The following is a 14326-nucleotide window of genomic DNA, read 5'->3' on the forward strand; positions in this document are numbered from 1 at the left end:
GTCCCTCCCGTCGGGGCTCACCCCGACCAAGGCTATGACTCCCCGAGCCGCCCGGCCTGCGAAACGGCGGTGCGGGATCGTACCCGGGCGGCGCAGACTGCCGGAGTGGCGTTCCTTCCCGGTCTGACGCTGGCCCGTCGCTACCACGACGAGGCGGTCGCTCCGATCCTGCGTGACCGCTTCCCGGATCTGCGGTACGCGGCCGGGCTGCTGGACGGCGGCTCGGAGCTGCTGGGTCTGGACAGCGCCCGGTCCACCGACCACGACTGGGGGCCGCGCGTGCAGGTGTTCGTCGTGGCCGCCGACGCCGCCCGCATCTCCGGGCTGCGTGCCGCGTTCGACGCCGACCTGCCGACGGAGTTCCTCGGCTGGCCGACCCGATTCACCGCCGGCGACGGCCGGCTGGGCGTCGCCGACCCGGCGGGCACCCGGCACGGGGTCAGCGTCGACGAGCTGGCCGGTTGGTGGCGCGACCGGCTGGGATTCGACCCGGCGGCCGGTGTCACCACGGCGGACTGGCTGGCCACTCCGACGCAGCGGCTGGCGGAGGTGACCGGCGGCGCGGTCTTCCACGACGGGCTCGACGGCGCGCTGACGACCCGGCGGACGGCACTGGCCTGGTATCCGCCGGACGTGTGGCGGCACGTGCTCGCGGCGGCGTGGACCCGGATCGGGCAGGCGGAGCACCTTCCCGGCCGGTGCGCCGAGGTCGGCGACGAGGTGGGCAGCCGGATGGTCGCCGCCGGCCTGGCCCGCGATCTGATGCGGCTCGGCCTGTTGCTGCACCGACGTTGGCCGCCGTACGACAAGTGGCTCGGCACGGTCTTCGGTGAACTGGCCGGCGCGGCGCCGGTGGTCGCGGCGCTGACCGACGCGCTCGGCCCGGGCGACTGGACCCGGCGCCAGGCCGGGCTGATCGCGGCGCTGGAGGCGGTGGCCCGGTGGACCGACGAGACCGGCCTCGCGGCACCGGTGCACGCCCGCGCCCGACCGTTTCACCGGCGCCCGTTCCTGGTGCTGCACGCCGACCGGATCGCCGCCGCGCTGCGCGCCGCCGTGACCGACCCGGCGCTGCGCGACCGGCCGCCGCTGGGCGCGGTCGACCAGTACGTGCACAGCGTCGACGTGCTCACCCACGCCGGTCTGGTCCGCGGGCTGGCCGAGCGCCTCTGGTCGACCGGCGCGGTCCCCGATCCCCGAGGGTGACCGTCGGCGCCGCCGATGTTAGGAGGGGCCCCCTGCTATACCGCAGGCGTTAACAGGGGGCCCTTCCTTCATCCTCAGGCCGGCAGGGTCCAGCGCTGGTTGGCGCCGCCGAAGCAGTCCCAGATCTGCAGTCGGGTGCCGTCGGCGGAGTTGTTGTCGGTGACGTCCAGGCACTTGTTGGCCTGCGGGTTGCGCAGCGTGCCGTTGGACTGCGCCTGCCAGACCTGCGCGCCGGTGCCGTTGCAGTCCCAGAGTTGGACCTTGGCGCCGTTGGCGGTGGAGCCGCTGGTGATGTCGGCGCACTTGCCGAGGGCGCGCAGCGTGCCGTCACCGGCCACGGTCCAGTTCTGCGCGTTGGTGCCGTTGCAGCTGAACAGTTGCACGGCGGTGCCGTTGGCGCTGCTGGCGGCGGCCACGTCGACGCACTTGCCGGCCAGCCCGGTGATCCGGCCGGTACGACCGCTGGGCGGCGGGGTGGTGCCACCCATGATGGTGTCGTACATCGCGCTGACCAGTGAGGTCGAGCCGGTGGTGTCCTGCGACAGTTCCCAGTTCATCACGCCGCCGGCGTTGGCCAGCGCCCACTGCGTCTTGCGCTTGACCGTCGGGATGCCGTTGTAGCACTGCTGCACCCCGCCGACCGTGGTGCAGTCCCGGTTGGCGTTCGCCGGGTCCATGCCCACCAGCGCCGAGTAGGTGTAGTAGCCGGGGCGGCTGTAGAACGGGATGCCGAGCACGGCCTTGCTGGCCGGCAGGCCGCGCGACTTCCACAGGTTGACGCTGGCGATGGACCAGTCGTAGTTGGAGTGTGGGCTGCCGCCGTCGTAGGCCATGATGTTGAGCCAGTCCACCTGGGCGAACACCGAGGTGGGTACGCCCTGCACGTACGTGCCCTCGGAGACGACGGCGGCGGTGAGCAGCTTGCCCCGGCTGTGCAGGGCGCTGCCGAGCTGGGTCATGAGCTGGCTGTAGTTGCTGGCCGAGGTGCCCGGGTCGGGGTACTCCCAGTCCATGTCGACGCCGTCGAGGTTGTACTGGTTGACGAGGTTGACCAGGTTGTTGACGAACGCGGTCCGGCTGCCGGAGTTGGCGGCGAGCGCCTCGAAGGCGGAGTCGTTGCCGTCGTTCCAGCCGCCGACCGCGATGGAGACCTTGACGTTGTTGGCGTGCCCGCGCGAGACCAGCGAGGAGAGCTTGCTGGGGTTGTCCACCGGGCGCAGGCTGCCGTCGTTGTTGGGCAGCACGAACGCGTAGTTGATGTGGGTGAGCTTGCCGTACTGGACGGTGTCGACGCTGCCGGCCCAGGAGGGCAGGTAGCCGACGCTCTTGAAGTTGTTCGGCAGGACCACCGCCTGGGCGGCGGTGGGGACCAGGGTGACGGTGGCGGCGGCGGTGGCCAGCGTGAGCAGGCCGGCGGCGAGGGTGCGGCGCAGTGGTGAGGACATCGGGGGCCTTCCCGTGGGCGGGGGATGACGGCCCGCCGCGCACGGCGGCGCGGACGGGCGGGGTCGCAGGAACGGGTGGGCCTCGAGGCAGCCAAATCTTAAAGAGTGTTAACTATCGACGTCAATCGACGTCGGAGGAGTTTTGACGCGGACCCGGGCGGGTGCTCTGGCGCCCGCGCGAGCGCCTATCCTGCCCGCATGTCGATCACGGATGCTGAGCTCGCCATCGATGCCGCAATGGCCGGGGCCGTCGTGGTGCGCTCCCGCTACGGAATGGCGCTGGAGCGGTTCGAGAAGTCCGCCGGCGACTTCGCCACCGCCGCCGACGTCGAGGCCGAGCAGGCCATCCTGGACCTGCTGCTCGCGGCCCGGCCCGACGACACCGTCTTGGGGGAGGAGAGCGGGCGCACCGGCTCGGACGGCAACGGGCGGACGTGGCTGGTCGACCCGCTGTGCGGGACGCTGAACTACGCCGTACGCAGCATGCTGGTCGCGGTGAACGTCGCCCTGCGAATGGACGGGCGCACGGTCGTGGCCGCCTCGGCCGACCCGTTCACCGAGGAGGTGTTCTGGACCGACGGCGCCGGTGCGTGGGTACGTCGTGCCGGCGCGGACGAGCGCCTCGCGCCGTCGGCCGACTCGCGGCTGGTGGACGTCAACCTCGACCCACCGTTTCCCAACGATCCGGACTTCCGGGCGGTCCGGCTGCTGGCCGAGCGGGAGTTCGCGCGACGGTTCCGTCCGCGGGTGGTCTCCACGACGCTGGCCCTGGCGTGGGTCGCGGCCGGCCGGCGTGCCGCCTACGTGACCGACGGGCACCTGCGCGACAGCGTGCACTTCGCCAGCGGCATCGCGCTGTGCCAGGCCGCCGGCTGCGTGGTGACCGGCATCCAGGGCCAGCCGGTGCACAGCGGCGTGGGCGGGCTCGTCGTGGCGGCCGATCAGGAGACGCACGCCGCCCTGCTGACCGCGATCGGCACCCAACGCCGACGCCGGTAGGCCGTACGGCGGCCATGCCCAAACGAGCGTTAAGCTGAGGGGGTGGGAACCGACGAGCTGCACCCGCCCGGCCGGCTGACCGTCGCGCAGCGCGCCATCGCCGCAGCCGGCCTGGACGCCCTGCTGCTGACCCCCGGCTCCGATCTGCGCTACCTGACCGGCTACGACGCCCACGCCGGGGAGCGGCTGACCTGCCTGGTGCTGCCCGCCCAGGGCGAGCCCACGCTGATCGTGCCGACGCTGGAGCGACCCGCCGCCGAAGCGTCCCCCGCACCGGCGACCGGTGTGCGCCTCGTCGACCACGCCGACGGCACCGACCCGTACCCGCTGGTCGTCGCCGCCCTCGACGGCCCGGTCGCGGCGGTCGGGCTGGCCGACCGGATGTGGGCCGAGCAGGTCCTCGCGCTGCGCGCCGCGCTGCCCGGCGCCACCCAGCGGCTCGCCTCCGAAGTGTTGGCCGAGCTGCGGATCCGCAAGTCCCCGGCCGAGGTGGCGGCGCTCGCGGAGGCCGGCGCGGCCATCGACGCGGTGCACGAGCGGATGGGCCAGTGGCTGCGCCCCGGACGCACCGAGGCCGAGGTGGCCGCCGACATCGCCGCGGCGATCCGGGCCGCCGGGCACGTGAGCGTGGACTTCGTCATCGTGGCCGCCGGGCCGAACGGCGCCAGCCCGCACCACGGCACCTCCGACCGGCCGATCGGCGCCGGTGAGCCGGTGGTGGTCGACATCGGCGGCACCATGCCGTCGGGCTACCGCTCCGACTGCACCCGCACCTACGTCGCGGGCGGGCCGGCACCGGCCGACTTCGTGGAGTACTACGCGGTGCTGCGCGACGCGCAGCGCGCCGCGGTGGCCGCGGTGCGGCCCGGGATCACCGGCGCGGCGGGCGACGCCGCCGCCCGGGAACCCATCGCCGCCGCCGGCTTCGGGCCGGCGTTCCTGCACCGCACCGGCCACGGCATCGGCCTGGACGGGCACGAGGAGCCCTACCTGGTGGCCGGCAACGACCGGCCGCTGGAGGCCGGGATGGCGTTCTCCATCGAACCGGGGATCTATCTGGCGGGCCGGCACGGCGCCCGCATCGAGGACATCGTCGTCTGCACCACGGACGGCGTGCAACGGCTCAACACCACCACCACGGAGCTCATCGCGCTATGACGATCGACCGGATCCTCCCCACCGACGAGGCCCACGACCTGCTGGACCTCGCCACCGAGCTCGCCGACCGCGAGCTCGCGCCGAAGGCCGCCGCCTTCGAGGAGCGCGCCGAGTTCCCCCGCGAGGTGCTGCGCACCCTCGGCCGCGCCGGGCTGCTGGGCCTGCCGTACCCGGAGGAGCACGGCGGGGCCGCCCAGCCGTACGAGGTGTACCTGCAGGTGCTGGAGATCCTCGCCAGCCGCTGGCTCGCGGTGGCCGAGGCGGTCAGCGTGCACACCCTGTCCTGCTACCCGGTGGCCGCGTTCGGCACCGACGAGCAGCGCAAGCTGCTGCCCGACATGATCGGCGGCGAGCTGCTGGGCGCGTACTGCCTGTCCGAGCCGCAGGGTGGCTCGGACGCGGCCTCGCTGACCACCAGGGCCGTCCGTGACGGCGACGCATACCTGGTCAGCGGCACCAAGGCGTGGATCACCCACGCGCGCTCGGCGGACTTCTTCAACGTCTTCTGCCGTACCGGCGGTCCCGGCCCGAAGGGCATCTCCTGCCTGCTCGCCGACGCCGGCACCCCCGGCATCGCGCCGCAGGCGGCGGAACGCACGATGGGCCTCCGCTCCTCCCCGGTGGCGCAGATCGCCTTCGACGAGGCGCGGGTGCCCGCCGACCGGCTGATCGGCGGCGAGGGCAGGGGCTTCACCATCGCGATGTCCGCCCTGGACTCCGGCCGGCTCGGCATCGCCGCCTGCGCGGTGGGGCTGGCCCAGGCCGCACTGGACTACGCGGTGAGCTACGCCCGCGAGCGGCAGCAGTTCGGCCAGGCGATCATCGACTTCCAGGGGCTCGGGTTCCTGCTGGCCGACGCGGCCACCCAGATCTCCGCGGCCCGGGCGCTGATGCTCGCCGCGGCGCGGCTGCGCGACGCCGGCCGGCCGTACTCCATCGAGGCGGCCAAGGCGAAGCTCTTCGCCACCGACGTGGCGATGCGGGTGACCACCGACGCGGTGCAGGTGCTCGGCGGTGCCGGCTACGTGGCCGACCACCCGGTGGAGCGGTACATGCGCGAGGCCAAGGTGTTGCAGATCGTGGAGGGCACCAACCAGATCCAGCGCCTGGTGATCTCCCGGGCGCTCGCGAAGGGCTGACCGCGCCGACGTTGCGTCGCGGTGCGGCTGCGGTGGGTCCACCGTGGCCCACCGGCCGCCCCGCCCGGCGGTCACCTCGTCGCCGTCGGGCGGATTTACCGGTAGGTTGCTCGCCGTGGAGGAGATCGACCGTGCCATCGTCGCCGCGCTGACCGCTGACGGCCGGCTGTCGTACACCGACCTGGCCGAGAAGGTGGGGCTGTCGGTGTCCGCGGTGCACCAGCGGGTGCGCCGGCTGGAGCAGCGCGGCGTGCTCAAGGGGTACGCCGCCCGGGTCTCCTTCGAGGCGCTGGACCTGCCGCTGACCGCGTTCGTGGCGATCCGGCCGTTCGACCCGTCCCAGCCCGACGACGCGCCGGAGCGGCTGGCCCACCTGCCCGAGATCGACTCCTGCTACTCGGTGGCGGGGGAGGACTTCTACCTGCTGCTGGTACGGGTGGCCAGCCCGACCGACCTGGAGCGGGTTCTGCAGGAGATCCGTACGTCGGCGAACGTCACCACCCGCACCACGGTGGTGCTCTCCACCCCGTACGAGAACCGGCCGCCGAAGATCAGTGCCGGCCCGCCGAATCGGGGGCGGTCCCGGGCGCCGGAGGAGCCGGCTGGTTCCACCGCATGATGACCTGCCGGCCGTGCTCGTGACCCAGGGTGCTGACGGTGGCGGTCTCCAGCCAGAGTCGGGCGCCGGCCGACGGGGGCAGCCCGATCCAGCGGGCGCCGAGCACCCGCAGGCTGTGCGCGTGGCCCACCAGGGCCACGGAGCCCCGGTCCAGCAGGGGAGTGACCCGGGCCAGCACCCGGTCGAGGCGGTCACCCACCTCGCTGGGTGACTCTCCGCCGGGGCACCCGTCGGTCCAGAGGTTCCAGTGCGGATCGTCCTCGTGGATGTCGACGGTGGTGCGGCCCTCGTACTCGCCGTAGTTCCACTCGCTGAGGTCCTCGTCGACCGCGTCGACGGTGAGGCCGGCCAGCTGCGCGGTGCGCAGGGCCCGCGAGCGGGGGCTGGACAGTACGCGGATGAACTGCCGTCCGGCCAGGAACGCCGCGAGGGTGCGGGCCTGTCGCTCACCGTCGGGGGTCAGCTCCAGGTCGGTGTACGAGGTGTGCCGTCGAGTGGCGCTCCAGGTGGTCTCGCCGTGCCGGATCAGCAGGAGCTCTCCCATGCGGCCAGTTAACCACCCGGTGGCGCCGCACCACCGGCCGAGCTCGGATGCCGCCGTCCGGTTGGGCACTGGGTGATCGACTCGGGGCCGTGGATGTCCTCTTGCCTATCTTCCTAGGATGCCCTACGCGGTGTGCGGGCCGCGACAAGCGTTTCGGCCCCGGGGACACGGGCAAGCGACGCGGACAATCGGCAGACGGAGGAGGGCGCGATGAGCTTCACCGAGAAGGCACGCACCAAGGCCGAGCAGCTTGCCGGTGCCGCCAAGGAGCGGATCGGCGACGCGACCAACAACGAGCCGATGCGCGGCGACGGCGCCAGCCAGCAGCGCAACGCACGTACCAAGCAGAACGTCACGGAGGCCGGCAGCAAGATCAAGGACGCCTTCAACAAGTGACCCGAGCGGTCGACGGGTCCCCGGCGGGTGCTGCCCGGGGACCCGTCGCGTGCGGCCGGCTAGGGTCGGCGGGTGACGGTGCTGCGTTCGCTGCTGCTGTTCGTGCTGGCCGCGCTGGCCGAGATCGGTGGAGCCTGGTTGGTCTGGCAGGGCTGGCGGGAGCAGCGCGGCCTGTGGTGGATCGCCGCCGGCGTGGTCGCGCTCGGCTGTTACGGCTTCGTCGCCACGTTCCAGCCGGACGCGCACTTCGGGCGGATCCTGGCCGCGTACGGCGGGGTGTTCGTGGCGGGGTCGCTGGGCTGGGCGATGGTGGTGGACGGTTTCCGACCGGACCGGTGGGACGTGGCCGGCGCGGCGATCTGCCTGCTCGGCGTCGCGGTCATCATGTACGCGCCGCGCGGCGCCGCGGGGTGAGCGCCACCGCGTCCTCGAAGCCGGCCATCGGTGCTGCGCCGCCACAGGGGACAGTGAGTCGTCCTCGCGTCTGCCATGAACCGGCGTGCTTCGACCTCGGCCACGTTCGCTGTTCGGTGTGCTGATGGCGGCGGCTGCCGTCGGCGTCGCCGCGTCCGCGGTGGCGCTCTCCACGGCACCGGTGCCGCGCCGGTCGACCGCCGTCGCCGCGCCGACCCGGCCCGCCGCTGATCCCGAGCCGTCGGGTGGTGCCACTGAAGGGCCGAGCGCCCTGGTGGTCGGGGTTCCCGGTGCAACGCCGTTGGGGAGCCGGCCGCCGGTGGTGCGGCACGGACCGCGGGTCGGCAACCGCGTCGCGTTGACCTTCGACGCGGACATGACCGACGGGATGCTGGGCAACCTGCGGTCCGGTCGGGTGAAGTCCTACGCCAACCTGCGCATCCTCGATCTGCTGGAGCGGGAGGATGTTCCGGCGACCTTCTTCCTGACCGGCAAGTGGGTCGAGCGGTACCCGGAGGTCACCCGGCGGCTCGCCGGCAACCCGCGCTTCGAGTTGGCCAACCACACCTACGGGCACGAGGCGTTCACCGACGACTGCTACGACCTGCCCCGGGTGGCGGCGAACGGCATGACCGGCACCGTGGCGAGGACCTTCCAGGCGATGGAACCGTACGGCGGCCGGCAGACCCGGTATTTCCGCTTCCCGGGTCTGTGTCACGACCCGACGGCGTTGGCCGCGCTCGCGCCGCTCGGCGTGACGGTGGTCGACGGGGACGTGGTCAGTGGTGATCCCTTCGCCACCGCGTGGGAGCCGATCGTGCGGGCGGTGCTGGACAACGTGCGCCCGGGTTCGATTGTGATCATGCACGTGACCGAGGCGAACGCCGCGATGACCGACGAGGCGCTGCCGCACATCCTGGCCGGGCTGCGCGAGCGTGGCCTGGTCCCGGCGCCGCTGTCGGAGGTGCTGGCCGCCGCCGGAGCGGCCGGGACGAGCCCTGGGCCGGCGGGGCGATGACCTAACCGGTCGCCGGCCGGGTGCGGTGGCGACGGGGCGAACGGTCGCCGGCGAGGAGCATCAGCACCAGCACTGCGGTGATCGTGACGATCTGCACGGCGCCGGGAAGGGTGACGCCGATGGCGACGGTGGCGAGGACCAGCAGGGCCGCGACGGGTCGACTGGGCGCGATGGGCACGTGCAGCGCGCGGCGGGCGGCGGAGACGCCGGCCAGGTAGAGCGCGACGCCGCCGCTGAGGGCGAGGGCGGCGCCGGGGCTGGCCGGCTCGTCGGGGTGGGCGACGGCGGCGTGCAGGCCGGCGGCGGTGGGGATGACGCCGAGGAGCAGAAGGAAGTGCGGCAGGACGTAGGTGCGGGCGGCCATCCGCGTGCGTTCGGCGGGTTCGGTGTCGGTGAGGGCGGCTGTGGCGGGTCGGCTGTCGGCGAAGTAGGTCCACCACAGGGCGGCGGGCAGGGCGAGGGCGAGCACGACCGTGGCGGCGGTGCCGGCGGTGAGCTGGTCGGTGGGTACGCCGATGCCGATGGCGACGACGGATTCGCCGAGGGCGACGATGACGAGCAGGCCGTGTCGTTCGACGAAGTGATCGGGTCCGAGGTGGAAGGCGGCGGCGACGCCGATCCAGGAGTGGCGGGGGAGCAGGTAGGGCAGGACGGCCTGGGTGAGCACGGCTGCGGTCCAGAGGACGAATACGGCGGGGCCGGTGAACGCGGCGGCGGCGAGCACGAGCAGGGCGGCGGCGACGTTGTAGGGGGCGAGCCGGTGGACGCCGGCGCGGGCGTCGGAGCGCACGAACATGATCAGGTGTACGACGACGACGATCAGGTAGCCGAGGGCGAAGAGCAGGCCGGTGTCGGCGAGCGCGTCGGGTAGGGCGACGGCGGTGAGCAGGAAGCCGGCCATGCCGGCGAAGAGCAGCGCCTTGGCGGTGGCCGTGTGGGGTGGCACGTGGTTGGTGAGCCAGGCGTAGCCGGTGTAGAGGTACCAGAGCAGCCCGAAGATCAGCACGGTGTGGCCGAGGCCGGCCCAGGTGAGGTGGGTTTCGAGGACGTGGGTGAGCTGGGTGATGGTGAGGACGAAGACGACGTCGAAGAAGACCTCGACGGGCGTGACCCGGTCGGCGGGCCGCGGGTGTCCCATGGGGGTGGACGATAGTTGCCCGGCAGCCCCGGGAACCGGTGTTCCCGGGGCTGGGTGGGGTCAGTCGTCGCGGTGTGCGGCCCACCACTGCTGCCCGCTGTCGGGCAGGGTGTCGATCGGGTCGTAGTAGGCGTAGCGCTTGTTGAGCGCCTCCAGGTCGGCCGATTCGATGGAGGTGCGGTAGTTCTTGGTCCAGTAGGAGATGCCGCGCTCACGGTCGTAGTCGGTGAGCATGTGCACCCAGCGCTTGCCGACGAACGGCACGTCGCAGACGATGCGGGGGGTGGCGTAGCCGGGCAGGTAGCCCATGATGTCGTGCTGGAGCTGCTGGGCGTGCCAGACCGGGACCCGCCAGTGTTCGGCGTTGGGGATCATGTCGCACATGTAGAAGTAGTACGGCAGGATGCCAGCTTCGCCCTGTAGGGCGAAGCAGAGGTCGAGCAGGTCGGGGGCGGTGGCGTTGACGCCGCGCATGAGCACGCCCTGGTTGCGGACGTCGCGTACGCCGACGTCGAGGGCGGTCTGGGCGGCCTTCGCGACCAGCGGGGTGAGCGACTGGGCGTGGTTGACGTGGGTGTGGATGGCGAGGTTGACGCCGCGGCGGCCGGCGGTGCGGGCGACGCGCTCCAGGCCCTCGACGACGTCGGGTTGCAGCCAGTGCTGGGGCAGGCCCATGAGGGCCTTGGTGGCGAGCCGGATGTCGCGGACCGTCTCCAGTTCCAGCAGGCGCATGAGGTACGACTCGAGGTTGCGCCAGGGCACGTTGGCCACGTCGCCGCCGGAGACGACGACGTCGCGGACGCCGGGGTGGGCCTTGAGGTAGGCGATGTGGGCGTCGTAGCGGTCGACGGGCTTGAGGGTGAGCTTGAGCTTGTCGACGGCGGGGGTGGAGTTGCCGACGAGGTCCATCCGGGTGCAGTGCCCGCAGTACTGGGGGCAGGTGGAGAGCAGCTCGGCGAGGACCTTGGTGGGGTAGCGGTGGGTGAGGCCCTCGGCGACCCACATGTCGTGCTCGTGCAGCGAGTCACGGCTGGCGTAGGGGTGTGAGGGCCAGTCGGTGCGGCGGTCGGAGGCGACGGGGATCATGTAGCGCCGGATGGGGTCGGCGAGGAACGCCTCGGTGGTCATCGGCGCGAAGGGCACCATCGTGTTGATCATTTGTGGCGGCACCAGCATGGACATGGTGGCCAGGGCCTTCTGGTCGGCCTCGAGGTCGGCGTAGAAGGTGTCGTCGACGAGGTCGCCGAGGACGGCGCGCAGCTGCTTGATGTTCTTGACGCAGTTGACGCGCTGCCACTGGGCGGATTCCCACTGGTCGCGGGTGACGTGACGCCAGCCGGGGAAGCGGGTCCAGTCGGGTTCGACCAGGGGGTTGCGGCGGTACTCGTAGGGCTGCCCGGCGGTCGGCACCGCGACCGGGGCGTGACGAGGTTGAGGGATGGTCTCAACCGGTTGGGTCTGGGTCACGGCCCCTCCTTCGGTCTGCTTCGGTGATCAACGGAACCGAAGGCTACTGGAAAATATCCGGTGAAGAAATTAGTCTGCCGTAAGTTTTCCCGCGACGCGATCCCCCGACCGGGGCTTCGGGCGGCTGGACAGGGGAGGTCGGCGTGACGTCACCGGTGGGTCTGCACCGCGTCGTGCAACCGGCGGGGGTGCTGCCGCAGGCGGCCTGGCGGCTGGACGCGTCCGCCGCGATCGCGCCGAACGAGGTGCGCATCCGGGTGCAGCGGCTCAACCTGGACGCGGCGAGCTTCCGGCAGTTGTCGGAGAAGCACGGCGGCGACGGCGACGCGGTGCGCGCCGAGGTCCTGGAGATCATCACCACCCGGGGGAAGATGCAGAACCCGGTGACCGGCTCCGGCGGCATGCTGATCGGCACGGTCGAGGAGGCCGGGCGGCGGTCCCCGCTGGGGCTCAAGCCGGGCGAGCGGGTGGCCACCCTGGTGTCGCTGACGCTGACCCCCCTGGTGATCACCGATGGGCTCATCCGCTGGGACGGGCGCAGCGAGCAGGTGCCCTGCGACGGGTGGGCGATCCTGTTCGCCCGGTCGATCGCCGCGGTGCTGCCCGACGACGAGGACCCGCAGCTGTCCCTGGCGGTGCTCGACGTGTGCGGGGCGCCGGCGCTGACCGCGCGGGTGGTGTCGCGCTACGTCGACGACCGGCGGCGCGTGGGCGACCCGACGCCGGTGAGCGTGGCGGTGATCGGTGGGGCCGGCAAGAGCGGGTCGCTGTCGCTCGCCGCGGCGCGGCGGGCGGGCGCCGCGCGTACCGTCGGGGTGGTTCCGGTGGCCGCCGAGCGCGACGCGCTGAGCGCCGCCGGCCTGGCCTCGGCGGTCGCGTTGGCCGACGCCCGCGACCCGGTGGCGCTGTCGACGGCGGTGACCACCGCGTTGGGCACGCCGGCGGACGTGACGGTGGTCTGCGTGGACGTGCCCGGCTGCGAGCACGGCGCGGTCCTGGCCACCGCGGACGGCGGCACGGTGATCTTCTTCTCGATGGCGACCAGTTTCTCCGCGGCGGCGCTGGGCGCCGAGGGGCTCGCCGCGGACGTGACCATGCTGGTCGGCAACGGCTACGTGCCGGGGCACGCCGAGCTGGCGTTGGGGCTGCTGCGCTCCGAGCCGGGGGTGCGTCAGCTGTTCACGTCGCGGCTCGCGGCAGACTGAGGACATGACGAACCCCTCGACGTTGTACCGCGGCGGCGTGCTGCACTGCCCCGCCGACCCGAGCGCGACCGCGCTGCTGGTCTCCGATGGGCGGATCGCCTGGCTGGGCGCGGACGGTGACGCGCCGGCCGCGGACCGGGTGGTGGAGCTGGACGGGGCGCTGGTGACACCGGCGTTCGTCGACGCGCACGTGCACGCCACCGACACGGGGCTGGCGCTGTCGGGGCTGGAGTTGTCGCGGGTGCGCTCGGCGGGGCAACTGCTCGACGCGGTGGCGGGGTTCGCCGCCGGCCTGCCGGGCGACGCGGTGGTGCTCGGGCACGGCTGGGACGAGTCGAGCTGGCCGGACGCGACGCTGCCGGACGCGGCGGCGCTGGACCGGGCGGCCGGGGGCCGACGGGTGTACCTGTCGCAGGCGTCGATCCACTCGGCGTTGGTGTCGTCGGCGTTGCTGGCGGCGTGTCCGCAGGCGGCGGCCGCGCCCGGCTACGACCCGTCGGGGTGGCTGCGGCGCGACGCGCACCATGTGGTGCGGGCGGCGGCGCAGGGGTCGGTGACGCGGGCGCAGCGGGTCGCCGCGCAGCGGGTGGCCCTGCAACACGCGGCGTCGTTGGGTATCGCGGCGGTGCACGAGTGCGGTGGCCCGGACATCTCCGACGAGGAGGACTTCACCGGCCTGCTGGGCATCTCCGGTGCCGGGCTGCCCGAGGTGTACGGGTACTGGGGTGAGCTGGGTGGTGCGGCGCGCGCCCGGGAGCTGGGTGCGGTGGGTGCCGGTGGTGACCTGTTCGCCGACGGGGCGCTGGGGTCGCGTACCGCGCACGTGTCGCAGCCCTACGGCGACGGTGACGGGTGCGGGCACGGGTACCTCAGCGTCGAGCAGGTGCGTGACCATCTGCTCGACTGCGCGGCGCACGGCCTGCAGGGCGGCTTCCACGCGATCGGGGACGCGGCGATCGGCACGGTCCTGGACGGTTTCACGGCGGCGGCCGCGACGCTGGGCGTGGAGCGGCTGCGTGCCGCCCGGCACCGCGTCGAACACGCGGAGATCATGAGCAAGCGACTGATCGCCGGGTTCGTGGAGTACGGGATCGTGGCGAGCATGCAGCCGGCGTTCGACCGGTTGTGGGGCGGCGCGGGCCGGATGTACGAGGCCCGGTTGGGTCTGGACCGGTCGTTGGAGTCCAACCCGATGGGTGCCATGCACGGTGTCGGGGTGGCGTTGGCGTTCGGGTCGGACTCGCCGGTGACGCCGCTGGACCCGTGGGGTTCGGTGCGGGCGGCGGCGTCGCACCACAATCCGGCGCAGCGGATGAGCGTGCGGGCGGCGTTCGCCGCGCACAGCCGCGGCGGGTGGCGGGCGGTGCACCTGGACACCGAGGGGGTGTTGGCGCTGGGTGCGCCGGCGACGTTCGCGGTGTGGTCCACGCCGGCGGGCACCGAGCGGGGCCTGCCGGTGCTGCTGGCCGAGGACCCGGAGCTGCGGGGTCCCGACGATCCCACGCCGCTGCCGGTGTGCCGCAGCACGGTGCTGCGCGGTGAGGTCATCTATCAGGAGGGGTCCGCGTGAGCGAGCGG

Annotated in this window: 14 protein-coding genes; 10 read left to right on the forward strand and 4 right to left on the reverse strand. The window is 73.0% G+C overall.

Translation table 11 applies throughout. The features are described from left to right. Positions 1-105: 105 nt before the first annotated feature. Positions 106-1206, forward strand: coding sequence for a DUF4037 domain-containing protein (locus tag ACFOW4_RS05240; protein WP_377525015.1), 1101 nt, complete (start codon positions 106-108; stop codon positions 1204-1206). A 74-nt stretch (positions 1207-1280) separates the two neighbouring features. Here ACFOW4_RS05240 and ACFOW4_RS05245 read toward each other — a convergent pair whose 3' ends face one another. Further along, positions 1281-2651 carry a glycosyl hydrolase family 18 protein gene (locus tag ACFOW4_RS05245; protein WP_377525016.1) on the reverse strand — a complete coding sequence of 457 codons (1371 nt, stop codon included), beginning with the start codon at positions 2649-2651 and terminating at the stop codon, positions 1281-1283. A 198-nt stretch (positions 2652-2849) separates the two neighbouring features. Here ACFOW4_RS05245 and ACFOW4_RS05250 point away from each other — a divergent pair, with 198 nt between their 5' ends. The 4 genes from ACFOW4_RS05250 (at position 2850) to ACFOW4_RS05265 (ending at position 6566) form a co-directional block, all read left to right on the forward strand. Then, positions 2850-3650, forward strand: coding sequence for an inositol monophosphatase family protein (locus ACFOW4_RS05250; RefSeq protein ID WP_377525018.1), 801 nt, complete (start codon positions 2850-2852; stop codon positions 3648-3650). 42 nt (positions 3651-3692) lie between these two features. Continuing rightward, a complete protein-coding gene (locus tag ACFOW4_RS05255) occupies positions 3693-4808 on the forward strand; it encodes a M24 family metallopeptidase (protein ID WP_377525019.1) in 1116 nt (371 codons plus the stop codon). Further along, the gene (locus ACFOW4_RS05260; RefSeq protein WP_377525021.1) at positions 4805-5947 is read left to right on the forward strand and encodes an acyl-CoA dehydrogenase family protein; all 1143 of its coding nucleotides are present in this window, start codon (positions 4805-4807) and stop codon (positions 5945-5947) included. The genes ACFOW4_RS05255 and ACFOW4_RS05260 overlap by 4 nt, the downstream gene beginning before the upstream one ends. A 115-nt stretch (positions 5948-6062) precedes the next feature. Then, positions 6063-6566, forward strand: a complete 504-nt coding sequence (locus ACFOW4_RS05265; protein WP_377525022.1) for an Lrp/AsnC family transcriptional regulator — start codon at positions 6063-6065, stop codon at positions 6564-6566. On the opposite strand, the gene ACFOW4_RS05270 is transcribed toward ACFOW4_RS05265, so the two are convergent. Further along, the gene (locus ACFOW4_RS05270) at positions 6499-7110 is read right to left on the reverse strand and encodes a histidine phosphatase family protein (RefSeq protein ID WP_377525024.1); all 612 of its coding nucleotides are present in this window, start codon (positions 7108-7110) and stop codon (positions 6499-6501) included. The two genes, ACFOW4_RS05265 and ACFOW4_RS05270, sit on opposite strands and share 68 nt — an antisense overlap. A gap of 210 nt (positions 7111-7320) precedes the next feature. Here ACFOW4_RS05270 and ACFOW4_RS05275 point away from each other — a divergent pair, with 210 nt between their 5' ends. From ACFOW4_RS05275 to ACFOW4_RS05285, 3 genes are all read left to right on the forward strand, one after another. Beyond that, positions 7321-7506 (forward strand): CsbD family protein, encoded by a 186-nt coding sequence (locus ACFOW4_RS05275; protein WP_377525025.1) that lies wholly within the window; start codon positions 7321-7323, stop codon positions 7504-7506. A gap of 72 nt (positions 7507-7578) precedes the next feature. Further along, on the forward strand, positions 7579-7920 hold the full coding sequence (locus ACFOW4_RS05280) for a YnfA family protein (protein ID WP_377525026.1): 342 nt from the start codon (positions 7579-7581) through the stop codon (positions 7918-7920). Between the two features lie 124 nt (positions 7921-8044). Continuing rightward, entirely contained in the window at positions 8045-8938 is an 894-nt protein-coding gene (locus ACFOW4_RS05285; RefSeq protein ID WP_377525028.1) for a polysaccharide deacetylase family protein, read from the forward strand. 1 nt (position 8939) lies between these two features. Here the strand turns inward: ACFOW4_RS05285 and ACFOW4_RS05290 are convergent, their stop codons facing one another. Then, positions 8940-10076, reverse strand: a complete 1137-nt coding sequence (locus ACFOW4_RS05290; RefSeq protein ID WP_377525029.1) for a low temperature requirement protein A — start codon at positions 10074-10076, stop codon at positions 8940-8942. Positions 10077-10136: 60 nt separating this feature from the next. After that, the gene (locus ACFOW4_RS05295; RefSeq protein ID WP_377525031.1) at positions 10137-11543 is read right to left on the reverse strand and encodes a KamA family radical SAM protein; all 1407 of its coding nucleotides are present in this window, start codon (positions 11541-11543) and stop codon (positions 10137-10139) included. Positions 11544-11698: 155 nt separating this feature from the next. Between ACFOW4_RS05295 and ACFOW4_RS05300 the strand changes: the two genes are divergently transcribed. Beyond that, complete coding sequence (locus tag ACFOW4_RS05300; RefSeq protein WP_377525216.1) at positions 11699-12748, forward strand: zinc-binding alcohol dehydrogenase; 1050 nt, start codon at positions 11699-11701, stop codon at positions 12746-12748. Between the two features lie 4 nt (positions 12749-12752). Next, the gene (locus ACFOW4_RS05305; RefSeq protein ID WP_377525032.1) at positions 12753-14318 is read left to right on the forward strand and encodes an amidohydrolase; all 1566 of its coding nucleotides are present in this window, start codon (positions 12753-12755) and stop codon (positions 14316-14318) included. The last annotated feature ends 8 nt before the right edge of the window (positions 14319-14326 follow it).

This window comes from Micromonospora sp. GCM10011542 (assembly GCF_042650685.1).
GTDB lineage: Bacteria > Actinomycetota > Actinomycetes > Mycobacteriales > Micromonosporaceae > Micromonospora.

What these genes read in the sequence shown, in the direction of transcription:
- ACFOW4_RS05285 (WP_377525028.1), top strand. Translation starts at nt 8,045, where the DNA reads ATGGCGGCGGCTGCCGTCGGCGTCGCCGCGTCCGCGGTGGCGCTCTCC.
- ACFOW4_RS05305 (WP_377525032.1), top strand. Translation starts at nt 12,753, where the DNA reads ATGACGAACCCCTCGACGTTGTACCGCGGCGGCGTGCTGCACTGCCCC.
- ACFOW4_RS05275 (WP_377525025.1), top strand. Translation starts at nt 7,321, where the DNA reads ATGAGCTTCACCGAGAAGGCACGCACCAAGGCCGAGCAGCTTGCCGGT.
- ACFOW4_RS05270 (WP_377525024.1), bottom strand. Translation starts at nt 7,110, where the DNA reads ATGGGAGAGCTCCTGCTGATCCGGCACGGCGAGACCACCTGGAGCGCC.
- ACFOW4_RS05290 (WP_377525029.1), bottom strand. Translation starts at nt 10,076, where the DNA reads ATGGGACACCCGCGGCCCGCCGACCGGGTCACGCCCGTCGAGGTCTTC.
- ACFOW4_RS05250 (WP_377525018.1), top strand. Translation starts at nt 2,850, where the DNA reads ATGTCGATCACGGATGCTGAGCTCGCCATCGATGCCGCAATGGCCGGG.
- ACFOW4_RS05260 (WP_377525021.1), top strand. Translation starts at nt 4,805, where the DNA reads ATGACGATCGACCGGATCCTCCCCACCGACGAGGCCCACGACCTGCTG.
- ACFOW4_RS05245 (WP_377525016.1), bottom strand. Translation starts at nt 2,651, where the DNA reads ATGTCCTCACCACTGCGCCGCACCCTCGCCGCCGGCCTGCTCACGCTG.